The organism is Chitinophaga sp., from assembly GCF_019236475.1.
Lineage (GTDB): Bacteria > Bacteroidota > Bacteroidia > Chitinophagales > Chitinophagaceae > Chitinophaga.
The window spans coordinates 165,130-180,548 of sequence record NZ_JAFAIX010000013.1; the positions used below are offsets into that span (position 1 = coordinate 165,130).

Consider the following 15,419-nt stretch of genomic DNA (forward strand, 5'->3'; position numbering starts at 1 on the left):
TGAGTAGATTGTTTTAAAGTATTTGCGAACATAAGAAACAGTTTCTATATTTCATAAATATCTTAGCTAAAACGTTTTATCTCCGAAAAAAAACACAAGCGTTTATCCGGTTTTTTAGAAAATGATAAAAAAATATTTATACATTTATCCGGCAAAAATTCACTGTAACTTAACACGTTTATGTCTCAGCAATCACGGCAAGGGGCGCAAAGTACGCACCCTTCTTTCTTTGTGCTAATTTTAGTGTTCTTTTTTTGGGGCTTCTTGGCTGCATCCAATAGTATATTTATCCCGTTCTGCAAATCTCACTTTAACCTGACCCAGCTTGAATCTCAACTGATCGACTTCTCTTTCTATAGTGCCTACTTTATCGGTTCCCTGATTCTCTATCTGGCATCCGCGGCAAGAAAGGTAGACATCCTCAATAAGATCGGTTACAAGAAGGGTATTATTTACGGTTTATTGATTTCTGTACTCGGCTCTGCTATCATGATCCCTTGTATTAACAAGGAGAGAATCGTTCCCATCTCGGAAACTGTAAAGGATATCAGCGGTTTCCAACCAGAACAACAATTACAAACTTCTGATCGCGCAATAAAAATCCGTCGCGAAAAAGAAAAAGACACTTATTCTCTGCTGATCGCCAATAACGAAAATGGCGCGAAATACACCAGCAACGCCAATCTCCTGGCTTCTGTTCCCGGTGGTTTCACCTCCAATGGCAAAGAATACGCAGGTACATTTAAAAAAGATAACCTGGAAAAAGTATTAGGTGTTCTGCAGACAGACTTCCAGCAGACAGCCACTTTCGGTTACTTTGGCCTGATCCTCATGGCATTGTTCATCGTGGCACTGGGCTTCTCTCTGCAACAAACAGCGGCCAATCCATTCGCTATCCTCCTCGGTGATCCGGCGAAAGGCTCCCACCGCCTCAATCTCGCAGGTGGTATCAACTCTTTCGGTACTACCATCGGACCAATCATCGTTAGTATGCTGCTCTTCGGTGGCGCTAAAGGTGGCGAGGTAAGCACTGATATCAGCAAAATCAATACGCTGTATATCATGCTGATCATACTGTTCCTAGTAGCTGCTGCAATCTTCGCATTTGTAAAAATGCCTGAAAATACAGATGCCAACGAGGCTTTCGAATCTTCTCCTAAAGCAACCAAGGCGATCATCGGTATCTCACTGATGTTCATCCTTATACTCCTGGGCCTCTGGCTCAAAATGGAACTGCCTCTGTTTATCACGGGTATCGTGGGTATCATTGGTATTCTGTTCGTTGCCAAACTGTCTTCCCAGAAAAATGCGGAAGGCTGGGGCGCTATGAAATATCCACAGCTCACACTGGGTATGCTGGCTATCTTCATTTATGTAGGTGTGGAAGTAACCATCGCCTCCAATCTCGGCGCATTACTGAAACATCCGGGTTTCCTCACGCCGGAAGGCCTCGCGGAATCTCAACTGGACCCTTATGTTTCCCTGTTCTGGGGTTCTATGATGATCGGCCGCTGGACAGGCGCTATCAGCGTATTCAATGTTTCCAAAACTACCCGTAAGATACTTTGCGTAGTTGTTCCTTTCGTCGCTTATGGTGTAGTACTGGGCGCTAACGTCCTCAAAGGCAACGAAGTAAAAGAACTGTATCCTTATGCGATCTGCATCGCTATCCAGATCTTGGGCTTCTTCGCAGGTCAGGATAAACCAGCTAAAACCCTGATGATCTTCGGTTTACTGGGTATCCTCGCGGTAGTGATCGGTCTGACCACCAGCGGTCCACTGGCTACTTTCGCTTTCCTCAGCGGCGGTCTGTTCTGCTCCGTAATGTGGCCAAGCATCTTCGCACTGTCTATCGGCGGTCTTGGAAAATATACCGGACAAGGTTCTGCTTTCCTGATCATGATGATCCTCGGTGGTTCCCTCGTTCCTCCTGTTCAAGGTGGTCTGGCAGATATTCCTGCTATCGGTATCCATTATTCCTACATTATCCCGGGCATATGCTTCGCATATCTCGCGTTCTTTGCATTCAGAGTTAAAAACATATTAAAATCTCAAGGAATTGATTATGAGTCAGCAACTAGCGGTGGGCATTGATATCGGAGGGACAAACACAGTTTTCGGCATCGTAGATCGAAGAGGAAATATTTTGAGTGATGGAAAGATGTCAACCAAAAGCCATGACAACGTAGAGGATTTCTTAACGGAACTTCACGGCCACCTGAGCATTCTGATTGAACAGGCTGGCGGCGCAGAAAATATAAGAGGTATCGGTGTAGGTGCGCCTAACGGTAACTTCTATACCGGCAATATCGAATATGCGCCAAACCTTTCCTGGCGCGGTATCGTACCACTGGCTAACCTGCTGGAACAGCGCTTCGGCCTGCCCACAGTGCTGACCAACGATGCAAACGCAGCCGCCATAGGTGAAATGACCTATGGCGCTGCCAGAGGAATGAAAGACTTTATCATGATCACTCTGGGAACAGGTGTTGGTAGCGGTATCGTGGCCAACGGTCAACTGATCTATGGTCATGATGGATTCGCTGGCGAACTTGGTCACTGTATCGTACAACCTGGTGGTCGCCTCCATCCAGGAACCGGCATGCGCGGCTCCTTGGAGTCTTACGCTTCTGCTACAGGTGTGTGCAATACGGCAAAAGAATTCCTCAGTACCCGCCCAGATGCAGAAAGCTCGCTGCGCCAGTATCCGCTGGAAGAAATCACTTCCAAAATGATCTATGAGGCTGCGATAAAAAATGATCCGCTGGCAAAAGAGGTTTATGAATACACCGGAAAAATCCTCGGTGAAGCATTGGCCAACTTTGTGATGTTCTCTAGCCCTGAAGCTATCATTTTGTTCGGAGGCCTGACGAAAGCCGGCGATCTACTCATGAAACCAGTGCGCGTACACATGGAAAATAATGTGCTCCCTATATTCCAGAATAAAGTTAAATTGCTGTTCTCAGAATTGAAGGAAAGTGATGCTGCTATTCTGGGCGCCAGTGCTCTGGCTTGGGAAATGAAAGATTAAAAACTATTCATGAATGAAAGATAGAAGAAGTTTTCTGAAAACAGCGGCCCTCGGCGCCGCTGTTTTCTCTTTAGACAGCATCGCTTCTGCAGCAGATGCACAAGGGAAGAAAAACCTCGTGAAAGGTAAGCCTATTGTGGTTTCCACGTGGGACTTCGGTCGCGCTGCCAACTCCGCGGCATGGGACATTCTGAAAAAAGGCGGCCGCGCCCTCGATGCAGTGGAAGCCGGTGTTCGCGTTCCTGAAGCAGACCCCAATAACCATACCGTTGGTTATTCCGGATTCCCAGACAGAGATGGCCGTGTTACCCTGGATGCCTGCATCATGGACGAACTCGGCAACGCCGGATCTGTGGCTGCATTGGAACATGTGACCCATGCTATTTCTGTTGCTCGACTGGTGATGGAAAAAACGCCACACGTTATGCTCGTTGGTGATGGCGCTTTGCAATTCGCGCTGGCAAACGGTTTCCAAAAAGAAAACCTGCTGACGCCTGAATCTGAAAAAGCCTGGAAAGAATGGCTGAAGAAATCAGAATACAAGCCTGTCATGAATATCGAAAACAAATCATACGATGGCAACCCTGCTGGCGCAACGGCTTTCAACCCGTTGATGCTACCTGGTAACGTATATAACCATGATACAATTGGTATGATAGCCATGGATGTGGAGGGCAACCTCTCCGGCGCCTGCACCACTTCTGGTATGGCTTTCAAATTGCATGGCCGCGTGGGCGACTCCCCTATTATCGGAGCAGGTCTATACGTAGATAACGAAATTGGTGCTGCTACCAGCACTGGCGTTGGTGAAGAAGTGATTAAAATCGTGGGAAGCCACCTCGTTGTGGAACTCATGCGCCAAGGATATCCACCAGAGGCAGCCTGCAAAGAGGCAGTAAACCGCATCGTAAAACGCAGCCCGTCTAAAGCAAAAGAAATTCAAGTAGGTTTCCTCGCCCTGAATAAAAAAGGCGAAGTAGGCGCATATTGCCTGCAACCAGGCTTCAGTTACGCTGTTCTTAATAAGGAACAGAACAATGTGTTGATTAACGGTAAATCTTATTTTAAATAGTTGCTTCTCCCCAGGTAAACCAGCCGCTGGCGGCTGGTTTACCTTCGCGATAAAGCAGTAAAAAAATAAAAATAATATTTATGCTTACCCTTGAAATATGCGCCGGCTCCGTCACCTCCTGCATCGCAGCAGAAAAAGGTGGCGCTACCAGAATAGAACTCTGCGATAACCTCCTAGAAGGCGGCACCACACCTAGCTATGGCACTATTGCCCTGGCACGCGAATCTGTCAAAATACCTATCTATCCCATTATTCGCCCTCGTGGCGGAGATTTCCTCTATTCTGATATCGAGTTTGAAACCATGAAACGTGATATCACCCTGTGCAAACAATTGGGTTGTAATGGCGTCGTAATCGGTATCCTGACCCCAGACGGCAGAGTAGATAAGAAAAGAACCAAAGAATTAGTGGAACTCGCTGCTCCTATGGGCGTTACTTTCCACAGAGCTTTCGATATGACCGATAACCCGTTTGAGGCTTTGGAAGACATCATATCCACTGGCTGCGAACGTATTCTCACTTCCGGATGCAGGAATACTGCGGTGGAAGGCACTGAATTGCTGAAGGAACTTGTTATTCGCGCTAATGATAGAATCGCTATCATGGCCGGTTCCGGCGTACGTAGTACCAACATTGCGCAACTTGTTAAAACAACGGGCGTATTGGAATTCCATACCTCCGCAAAAGCCTATACTGATAGCAAAATGGTCTATCGCAACCCTAATGTTAGCATGGGTGGAATCCCTGGCGTACCTGAATATGGCATCTCTGATACACAAGAAAAAGAAGTGCAATTAATACGCGAAACTGCGGAAAAAGCATTGACAGAAATACATTAATAAAGTATTTTCGCTATTCGCCAACTATCGGCATTGCTAGTATTCAGTTAAAGTTAAAAGTGAACAACCATGAAAAAGCTCATCCTTGCAGCAGCCATGCTGTTGGGCGGACTCTATTCCAGCGCCCAGATCAAAGGTGTACGCCACGTTATTCTCATCGGTATGGACGGCTTCGGCGCCTACTCCTTTCCGAAAGCCGACAACCCAAACATGAAACAAATGATGCAAGACGGCTCCTGGACATTAGAAGCGAGAAGTGTGCTCCCTTCCTCCAGTGCTGTAAACTGGGCATCCATGGTAATGGGCGCCGGTCCTGAACTCCACGGATATACGGAGTGGGACAGCAAAAAACCGGAATTACCTTCCCGCGTACTCGATAAATACGGCATGTTCCCTTCTATCTATACCATCCTGCGCGAACAAAAGCCTAATGCGGAAATTGGTGTCATCTATAGCTGGGCAGGTATCGGTTATCTTTTCCCTAAAGCTGCCGTTAATAAAGAAGTTGGTACGCACGACAATGATTCCCTTGCAACCACAGCAGCGATTGATTATATTAAAGCGAAAAAACCAGATTTCCTCTTCATCCATTTCGACCAACCTGATGGCGTAGGACACAATATCGGTCATAACACACCTGAATATTACGATCAGGTGAAGAAAAACGATGCATTGCTAGGTCAAATCCTGCAAGCCATAAAAGATGCGGGCATGTGGGATAACTCCATCATCCTCCTCACAGCGGATCATGGTGGTATCAAAAAAGGACATGGTGGTAAAACGATGGAGGAAATGCAGATTCCATGGATCATGAGAGGACCAGGGGTACGCAAAAACAATCAACTGAAATCCAGTATCATGACTTATGATACCGCTGCTACAATCGCATGGATTTTCGGTCTGAAAACACCACAGGTATGGATTGGTCGTCCGGTTATGGAAGCTTTTAAATAATCATTGATGAAAAAGATATTTATCGCAGTTACCGCCCTGACACTGGGTTTCAAGGCATCCGCACAACATAAAATAAAAGTACTCACTTACAATACGCATCATGGCGCCAATATGAAAAATGAGATCGACTTAGCGGCCATTGCAAAAGTGATTAACAACGCGCATCCTGATCTGGTAGCGCTCCAGGAAATAGACAGCGTAACCAGTCGTACTGGAAAAATTGATCAATTGAAAGAATTGGCGAGATTAACCGGCATGTATTGTTACTTCGGTCGCTCTATGTGGTATGATGGTGGTGGTTATGGTACTGGCATTCTCTCTAAATATCCTATCAAATCTGCACAAACATTGCAGATGACAGTGGGAGACGGTAAAGAACCCAGAGCAACCGGCATTATCACCGCGGAGCTGCCTGGTAAAAAAATGATACAATTTGCCAGCACGCACCTGGATGTAGAAGATGAAGATACCTGGCGTATCCAAGAAGCCAAACAACTCATTAGCTTCTTCAGCAAAAGCAAGTATCCAGTCATCATTGCCGGCGATTTCAATGCGGAACCTAATACCAACGAAATCGGTGAGTTCAAACAATTCTTCACCGATATCACTACCAACGCGGGTCCTAGCTTTCCATCGGATAAACCGTCTATCAAGCTGGATTATATTATGATACATGCACCTAAAACCTGGAAAGGCGGAACCGCAGAGGTGATTGATGAGAGAATGGCTTCCGACCACCGTCCGGTGATGGCTGACATCATTATAAAGTAAATTATAAAACACGATATGATTTTAAAAAAACTATCCCACTTGGGCCTCTCGTTGGCCATACTGGGCCTGTTCAGTTGCGGAAACACGGGCAACAACAGTATTCCTAAAGGTAAGGTGAGTATCATCCCTATGCCAGTAAGCGTACAGGAAAAAGCAGATTCCTTCCTGCTGAATAAACGTACTGTAATCGTTGCCTCCAATGAGGCCGACAAACAAACAGCAGCACTGTTCAACAGTTGGCTGAAAGAACTCTCCGGCTATGAATTACAGATCGCCGCACAAGGAGATAACAACGCTATCATCCTTCACAGCGCAGCCGATACCACTCACGCGGAAGGCTATACGCTGGATGTAAACAATAAGACTGTTACCATCAACGGTAACACACCTGCGGGTACTTTCTACGGTGTGCAGACGCTGATCCAACTGCTACCAGTGGAAAAAGCCAGCGAAATGTACATTCCAGGCGCCGACATCAAAGATTACCCACGCTTTGCCTATCGCGGCTTGCACCTGGATGTATCCCGCCACTTCTTCCCGGTGGAATTCATCAAAAAATACATCGACCTCATGGCGATGCATAAATTCAATACCTTCCACTGGCATCTCACCGACGACCAGGGATGGCGCATTGAAATCAAACGTTATCCACGCTTGCAAGAAGTAGCCTCCAAACGTAAAGAAACCATGGCTGGCCATTATAATGATGGCAAATACGATGGTAAACCTTACGGTGGCTTCTATACACAAGAAGAAGTAAAAGAGGTAGTAAAATATGCTGCTGAACATTTCGTGACTGTTATTCCGGAAATCGAAATGCCAGGTCACGCCCTGGCTGCATTGGCGGCTTATCCTAACCTGGGCTGCACCGGCGGACCATACGAAGTAGGCACCCGTTGGGGCGTACTGGATGATGTTTACTGTGCGGGCAACGACAGCGTATTCACTTTCCTGGAAGGGGTGATGGATGAAATACTGCCACTGTTCCCTAGCAAGTATATCCACATTGGTGGCGACGAATGCCCTAAGGTACGTTGGCAGAAATGTCCTAAGTGCCAGGCACGCATCAAATCATTGGGACTTAAAGATGAACATGCCCTCCAGAGCTACTTTATCCAGCGCATGGAAAAATACCTGAACAGCAAAGGCCGTCAGATCATCGGATGGGATGAAATCCTGGAAGGCGGATTGGCTCCTAACGCTACAGTGATGAGCTGGAGAGGTATCGAAGGGGGTATCGCTGCTGCCAAACAACATCATGATGTGATCATGACACCAGGCTCTCATGTTTATTTTGATCATTATCAGTCTAAAGGCAAGACAGAACCCTTGGCCATCGGCGGTTTTACCCCAGTGAGCAAGGTATATGAGTTCGAACCGATTCCAAAAGAACTGACTGCGGAAGAAGCAAAATACATCAAAGGCGCCCAGGCGAACCTTTGGTCAGAATATATCGGCAGCACCGGCCATATGGAATACATGGTATATCCACGTGCAACAGCCCTGGCAGAAGTACTTTGGAGCCAGCCTGAAAAACGTGATTACAATAATTTCCTGGAAAGACTTAAACTCCATGTTAAACGCCTAGACCTGAAAAAGGTAAACTATGCTAAGCATGTTTTTGAAGTAACCGGCAATGTAGACGATAACCACAAAGGTGGTGTAGAAGTGAAGCTGGACGCGAAGTTGGATGGTGGTAAGATATATTTTACGACAGACAGCACTGCTCCTTCGCCACAGTCAACCGCCTATACTGCGCCCGTACAAATCCTGAAAACCAGCACTGTTCGCGCGCAAGTATTCCAGGATGGTAAACCATTCGGTAATGAATATAACCAGCATTTCCTTTTCCATAAAGGGCTGGGTAAAAAAGTTACCCTGAATGCACAGCCAGATCAAGCCTATAACCCAGGTAGCAACTTCGCACTGGTAAATGGTATCGAAGGAATTTCCTCTTTCAATGATAACCAATGGTTTGGTTACAAGAATGATGACCTGGTAGCAGTGGTAGAACTGGATAGCATCCAGGATATCAGTCAAGTAGGAACTAATACCCTTAACATTAAAACAAACTGGATCTATCCGCCTAAAGAGGTAGTCTTCTCTGTTTCTGAAGATGGGAAACAATATAAGGAAGTTTACAAGCAGTCTGCCTTTAATCAAACCGGTATTAACCAGGTAAGAGGCAATTTTGCTCCCGTACGTGCGAAGTTTGTGAAGATGGAAGCCAAACGGTTCGGAACTATTCCGGCTGGAGGCGAAGGAGCCGGCAATCCCGCTTGGTTATTCATAGATGAAATGATTATCAATTGATAAGATATTCTCAAATAAAAAACCGTCTGGTAATACCGGACGGTTTTTTGTTTGTTGACTCCTACACCAATTTATATTATGAAAAAAGCATTCTCGAAAGACAATCAGTTATATTAACGGAAATCTTCGGGAAAAGGTTCTGATCAGCAAAAAGAATTTTTGATTAAATAAGTGCTAAAAATTCATACAGATTAGCAGTATTTTTTTTAATTTTCCGGCTCGTTTTTAAACCGCATCTAATCAAAAACGTTTAACAAATGACGATTAATCATCAGGAAATCGAACTGATCGACAGCTTTGAACAAATTGCTGTGGAAATTCATTCCTCTGCCAAAGAGGGTTCCAAAGCAGTTGCTCAGGAAATCGCTGCGTTGATTCGCGAGCGTCAGGCTGCCAATCAAAAATGTGTATTAGGACTGGCGACAGGCTCCACTCCCAAATACCTCTATGCCGAACTTGTACGCCTGCACAAAGAAGAAGGGCTGAGCTTCAAAAATGTTATTTCGTTTAACCTGGATGAATACTACCCAATAGAGCCAGATGCGCTTCAGAGCTACAACCGCTTTATGAAAGAACATCTCTTTAATCATGTGGACATTCCGGAAGGAAACTGCCACGTGCCAGACGGTACTATTCCTAAAGAGCAGATCAAGAAATATTGCGAAGAATACGACCGCGCCATTGAAGCTGCTGGTGGTATTGATATCCAAATCCTGGGTATCGGTAACAACGGGCATATCGGTTTCAATGAACCAGGCTCCAATATTAATTCCCACACCCGTCTGATCACCCTGGACAACAGCACTCGCCTGGCAAATGCCTACGAGTTTCCAAATATGAGCCAGGTGCCTCGTCTGGCTATCACCATGGGTATCGGCTCCATTATGAAGGCTAAACGCGTATTGCTGATGGCCTGGGGCTCTCACAAGGCGAAAATCGTTTGCCGTTCTGTAGAAGGACATAGCACGGATCAAGTACCTGCGTCTCTCCTGCAACAGCATGCTAACTGCAAATTCATCATCGATGAGCAGGCAGCCGCTGACCTCACCCGTTTCAAAGAGCCATGGCTCACCGGCGATTGCGAATGGACACCAGGTCTGACCCGCAAAGCCGTGACCGGCCTCGCACTGAAACTGAACAAGCCTATCCTCATGCTGACCGATAAAGACTACAATGAGAATGGTCTGAACGACCTCATTGTACAATACGGTTCTGCCTATGAGCTGAATATTAAAGAATTCAACGCTATCCGCGATACCATCACTGGATGGCCCGGCGGTAAACCAGGCCAACAATTGCCTAAGCATCCGGAACGCTCTGAACCAGCTAAAAAACGTGCACTCATCTTCTCTCCGCATCCGGACGATGATATCATCTCTATGGGTGGTACCTTCATCCGCCTGCACGAGCAAGGCCACGATGTACACGTAGCTTACCAAACTTCCGGTAACATCGCTGTTACAGACGAATTCTTACTGCGCTTCGTAGATTTCGCCGTAGGTTTCGAAAATATGTTCGATATCGATGGTAGCAAGAGTACCCAAATCATGGCCGACGCTAAAGCGTTTATCAACCACAAAAAGCCAAGCCAGAAGGATACTCCGGAAATCCGCTCCATCAAAGGACTGATCCGCCGTTGCGAAGCAAAAGCTACTTGCCGCTATGTAGGTATCGCAGAAGGTAATGAACATTTCATGAACCTGCCTTTCTATGAAACCGGTCTGGTAGAAAAGAAACCAATGGGTCCTGAAGACGTGAAACTGACAGTAGATCTGCTCCGTGAAATCAAACCTCACCAGATCTATTGCGCTGGCGACCTGGCCGATCCACACGGTACCCACAAAGTATGTCTGGATATCATCTTCGCTGCGCTGGAAATCGTGAAAAACGACGACTGGGCTAAAGATTGCTGGGTTTGGCTGTACAAGGGCGCATGGCAAGAATGGGAAATCCATGAAATCGAAATGGCTGTTCCAATGAGCCCTGACCAAGTATACCAAAAACGTCTGGGTATCTTCATCCACCAAAGCCAGAAAGACGTGGTGCCTTTCCAAGGTACTGATAGCCGCGAATTCTGGGAGCGTGCAGAAGACCGTAACGCCAATACCGCAAGCCTATATGATAAGTTGGGTCTGCAACAGTATGCCGCTATGGAAGCATTCGTTCGCTACCATTTCATGTAATAGGAATATCTAAACTCAAACTGTCTGTGGCCCCTGCCCGCTGGGCAGTGGCCACAAAAAACAAGAAAATGGCGTGACGTCGCAGACGTCACGCCATTTTCTTGTTTTTTGATACAGCTTTATTATTTTGATCTAAATTATATCTTAACACCTATTACATAACATTAGCATAACTTTCTATCTCATGCCATTGATATAATTTGCCCTTGTTATTCCGATTATTCCTTTAAATTACAGCAATAAACTACAATGCCTTTCAATGGAAAATGATATCCTCATTGACTTCCGTTTTACTAAAACGAAACCCGGATTTGGTGACCTGTTCCTGATTACAGGAGATACCCATCCCAAATTCTCTCCTCGCAATATGGCGTTTGAAAAGCTGGCCCCACTTGGGTTTGAACAGCTAGATGACTTTTTCGGCATCCTGAACACTGAAGAAACTGGCGATGATGTACTGGTATGGCTTTTTCCTATGCAAAACGGCGAGGAAGTATTCCATAACAGCGGCCCTTTTGATGCGATCCGTCTATCTTATAGCGCGCTTCGCAATACACCGGAAACCATCAGCGTCCTGGAAGAATGCTTTAATACCATCAAATCTGCCCTTGATACAGAAGTGTTACTCGATGGCAAGCCTATCCAGTCGTTCGATCCCGTTCAGTTGAAAGCCAACGAAATCGTATCCTACTGGCGGAATAACCAGGTGGAACCAGGTTCCCCGGCCAGTCTACTGATCGATGAAGACGAAGATGAAGATTGGGAAGACGAAGACTGGGACGAAGATGAGTGGGAAGACGAAGAAGAAAACAAGAAAAATTAATCAAATATATTACATCCCCTCCCACAAGGAGGGGATTTTTTATTCGGGAATATTCTCTAATTTGTAGCCAGACCTATACTACTAAACCTGATGCCTACGACCATGACTACACGTAATTCCACCAAAGGCGTTGCCGGCCTGCTCTTAGCAGGAGTGCTAATCGTTGTTTTACTCGTGTCCGGGATTCCCGGCGCCCGCTCAGTATCACGTAATAAATGCGCTAACCGCTTGGCCATCGTGGAAACAGTCATTGAAGCCTCTCCCGGCATCGTAGTACACCTGAAGAACGATCCTAAAATCTACTTTATATCTCCTAAAAATAACCACGGGCTCACTGCTACCACCCTGCAACAAAAACTCGCTGGCAAAGAAACACAACTCCTCATTGCGCATGCATGGTCCCCGCTAGACCCCTTCTCCAGCCTCAATGAAATCGAGGAAATCAGGCAGGAAGGCCAACTGTTATATTCCATGAAGTAATGCGCTTCCGGGTATAGCTTTTTTCTTTATCTTAGTCGCCTGTATATGTGTGACTTATGAAGAAAATCATTGTTGTGTTTTGCGCCATAGTACTAGTTGCCTGCAATAATAAAAGCGGGTCTACCTACAATCGTGCATTAGATTCTACTCAGTTCGATACTCCCCAAAAAACTGCTACCAAATCTTCCAAACCTATTGTGGGCGAACGTATCAGCGGCTCCGCCACTGTCAGGTCGAAACCAGATGGTACACCTATTGCTTCCTTACTCGATTATGTGCCGGTACGCTGTGCCTCTATCCGCAAAGGCTGGTATCCGGTAAATATTGATATAGATATCACTGCAGACGAATACCGTCAACCACTGTTCCATAAAGGCCGTAAACTAGTAGTAAATGGCGTTCCTGCCGGTACCCTGCTCACAGATATTAAATTGCCAGTATCCACCAATGGCGATAAAATGTGGGCTACCATCGACGGATTTACAGAACAGAAAAGTATCCGCCAAGGTACCATCATTGAAGTAGCCGCAGTCAACTACCTCAATCAGCATAAGGATTATAGCCTATCCAGCTTACAACCATTTATCCACAACTTCCAACTGGAGGCCGACAGTACACTCAAACCTTACGCCCTGTTCTATAATTATGAAAGTGGTATTGATGACCCGAGTCCCTCTTACCGCCTGGCCCTTGTTTGCCAAGGTAATCAGTTGATCGGCATACTTCACTCTCGCCCATTGACGATGGAAGGTTCCTCTCCTCGCCGCTTACAGCGCGGGTTTGCCGTTAATTTCCTACCTGGAATTGATGCTTATCTCAAAGAAGACTTCTGCAAAAAATTCAATTCATTTATAGTTTCCGTTGATTAACCTCATAACTTTTAGTTATGAGTAATTACTTTTAAAGATTTGACTCCGGCCTTGTTTGCACTGAACTTTGCACTGTAAATCAATAGTTCAGATCATGCAACAACAGCACACCAGTACCCGCACATTACAGCAACCAGCCATTAGCAAAACGTTGTTTATCACCGCTGCAGCAGCCACACTACTGCCAGTGGTATCTCCTCCATTTGCATTGCTACTGGGTATTATATTGGCACAAACCATTGGCAATCCTTTTGCCCGCACAACGGGGAAACTCACCCATTGGCTGCTGCAATTGTCTGTTATTGGGTTAGGCTTCGGCATGAACGCACATAGCGCCCTCAAAGCAGGGAAGGAAGGATTCCTACTTACCATTGCTTCTATTACTTGTACACTCTTACTAGGATGGGGACTTACCAAAATACTTGGAATTGACAAACATACCGGACACCTAATCTCCAGTGGTACCGCCATCTGCGGAGGCAGCGCCATTGCGGCTATCGCCCCGGTGGTAAAGGCAAATGAAAAACAATTGTCTGTATCCCTGGGTATCATATTTCTACTCAATAGTGCCGCGCTCTTTCTCTTCCCAGTATTAGGTCACTTGTTTCAACTAAGCCAAACACAGTTCGGCCTTTGGAGTGCAATTGCCATTCATGATACCAGCTCTGTTGTAGGCGCCGCCAGCAAATACGGCGACGAGGCGCTGCAAGTAGCGACGATGATAAAACTCTCTCGTGCACTGTGGATCATTCCTGTTGCACTGATCACCTCTTTTCTCTTCCGCAATGGCGGCAGCAAAATTAAAATACCGTGGTTCATAGGGATCTTTATATTGGCGATGTTGCTCAATACTTTCTTTCCGCTTGGCAATATCAGCCATGTACTCACGAGCAGTGCTAAAACTGGATTATCCCTGACTTTATTCCTTATTGGTGCTAATCTGACCAAAGAGGTATTGCGTGGTATCGGCTGGAAACCGCTACTATTGGGCATTCTGCTCTGGGCATTTATAAGTACAGGGGCATTAATGACCATTCTCTGGCTGCATTAATACTGCAAGGAAATATGATGGCATTTACTTACATTTGAAATACTGAAGGAATCGGCAGAAGATAAATTCCAAAAGACTGGCCACCAAAATCACTTATTCAATAACCATTATGTATGCAATACCCCTATGAGCTGGATGCACGGCGGACGCGCCACCCTGTTTATGGCATTCGCAAGAGCAATTGAAAGTACGGCCCCAGCAACCAAAAGAATCATCTACGATCCATTTGCCGCTGTATTTCTACCAACCTGGATGCAAACTGTTACTGCCTGTTGTAATGTAGGCGTACTACGATCAGTTACCAAGTCTGTTCTACAATTACGCTGGCCTGGCGCCTTTACTGCCGCCATCGCACGCACCCGACTTATTGATGATATGATCCAGGATGCCGTCATCAATCAGGGTATCAACCAAATCATTATCATCAATGCAAGACAAGATACGCGCGCTCATCGGTTGAAAACGGCTATCCCTGTTCATTTTGTAGAAGTGGATCTCCAAGAATCTATTTTGGATAAACAAGAAAAACTATTCAACATCCTCCCAGAACAAGTAACTTTTATTGATTATATCCCGATAGACATCCATCAGCAAAGCCTTTCCGAAGGGATGATCGGTCATCTCCAACGCGAACATTACAAAACACTTTTTCTCTGGGAAGGCGTTACCTCCAACCTAAAAGCAAAAGAAATCGCTGAATTCTTTCACTATATCGGCCGCTATCCCGCCGGTACACAACTCATCATGACGTATATTCATAAAGCCGCCATCGATAATCCCGATATGTTCAGAGGCTATCATGAGGCCTCCCGTTCCCTGGAAAAAGGTGGAGAAACCTGGGATTTCGGCGTTTATCCCGGATCATGGAATAATATCTTTCAAAACAGAAATATGGAAGTCAGCTATGACGGCGGTGCAGACGAATATAGACCCATTTACTTCGGGAAGTCCAGCCAACGGATGAAAGGGTATGAATTCTTTCGCGTAGTACGGGCAGCATTAAAATAACATTACTCTTCCTCATGATTAAATA

General features: G+C 45.8%; 13 protein-coding genes. All 13 read left to right on the forward strand.

The genetic code is table 11. From position 1 onward, the window contains the following. Positions 1-180 precede the first annotated feature (180 nt). Positions 181-2,094, forward strand: a complete 1,914-nt coding sequence (locus tag JO154_RS22695) for an MFS transporter (protein ID WP_291950109.1) — start codon at positions 181-183, stop codon at positions 2,092-2,094. Beyond that, positions 2,066-3,031 (forward strand): ROK family protein, encoded by a 966-nt coding sequence (locus JO154_RS22700; protein ID WP_291950112.1) that lies wholly within the window; start codon positions 2,066-2,068, stop codon positions 3,029-3,031. The genes JO154_RS22695 and JO154_RS22700 overlap by 29 nt, the downstream gene beginning before the upstream one ends. 13 nt (positions 3,032-3,044) lie before the next feature. Beyond that, entirely contained in the window at positions 3,045-4,103 is a 1,059-nt protein-coding gene (locus JO154_RS22705; RefSeq protein ID WP_291950115.1) for a N(4)-(beta-N-acetylglucosaminyl)-L-asparaginase, read from the forward strand. Between the two features lie 80 nt (positions 4,104-4,183). Next, complete coding sequence (locus tag JO154_RS22710) at positions 4,184-4,942, forward strand: copper homeostasis protein CutC (protein WP_291950117.1); 759 nt, start codon at positions 4,184-4,186, stop codon at positions 4,940-4,942. Between the two features lie 69 nt (positions 4,943-5,011). Then, positions 5,012-5,896, forward strand: coding sequence for an alkaline phosphatase (locus tag JO154_RS22715; protein ID WP_291950120.1), 885 nt, complete (start codon positions 5,012-5,014; stop codon positions 5,894-5,896). A 6-nt stretch (positions 5,897-5,902) separates the two neighbouring features. Next, positions 5,903-6,667, forward strand: coding sequence for an endonuclease/exonuclease/phosphatase family protein (locus JO154_RS22720; RefSeq protein ID WP_291950122.1), 765 nt, complete (start codon positions 5,903-5,905; stop codon positions 6,665-6,667). A gap of 15 nt (positions 6,668-6,682) precedes the next feature. Further along, positions 6,683-8,980 carry a family 20 glycosylhydrolase gene (locus JO154_RS22725; protein ID WP_291950125.1) on the forward strand — a complete coding sequence of 766 codons (2,298 nt, stop codon included), beginning with the start codon at positions 6,683-6,685 and terminating at the stop codon, positions 8,978-8,980. Between the two features lie 257 nt (positions 8,981-9,237). After that, positions 9,238-11,163, forward strand: coding sequence for a glucosamine-6-phosphate deaminase (gene nagB, locus JO154_RS22730; RefSeq protein WP_291950128.1), 1,926 nt, complete (start codon positions 9,238-9,240; stop codon positions 11,161-11,163). A gap of 259 nt (positions 11,164-11,422) precedes the next feature. Next, a complete protein-coding gene (locus JO154_RS22735) occupies positions 11,423-11,986 on the forward strand; it encodes a hypothetical protein (RefSeq protein WP_291950131.1) in 564 nt (187 codons plus the stop codon). 102 nt (positions 11,987-12,088) lie between these two features. Next, entirely contained in the window at positions 12,089-12,466 is a 378-nt protein-coding gene (locus tag JO154_RS22740) for a hypothetical protein (RefSeq protein WP_291950134.1), read from the forward strand. A gap of 56 nt (positions 12,467-12,522) precedes the next feature. Beyond that, positions 12,523-13,335 carry a hypothetical protein gene (locus JO154_RS22745; protein ID WP_291950137.1) on the forward strand — a complete coding sequence of 271 codons (813 nt, stop codon included), beginning with the start codon at positions 12,523-12,525 and terminating at the stop codon, positions 13,333-13,335. 94 nt (positions 13,336-13,429) lie between these two features. Further along, positions 13,430-14,386, forward strand: a complete 957-nt coding sequence (locus JO154_RS22750) for a putative sulfate exporter family transporter (RefSeq protein WP_291950140.1) — start codon at positions 13,430-13,432, stop codon at positions 14,384-14,386. A 126-nt stretch (positions 14,387-14,512) separates the two neighbouring features. Further along, positions 14,513-15,394: an SAM-dependent methyltransferase gene (locus JO154_RS22755; RefSeq protein ID WP_291950143.1), complete on the forward strand. Its 882-nt coding sequence runs from the start codon at positions 14,513-14,515 to the stop codon at positions 15,392-15,394. The last annotated feature ends 25 nt before the right edge of the window (positions 15,395-15,419 follow it).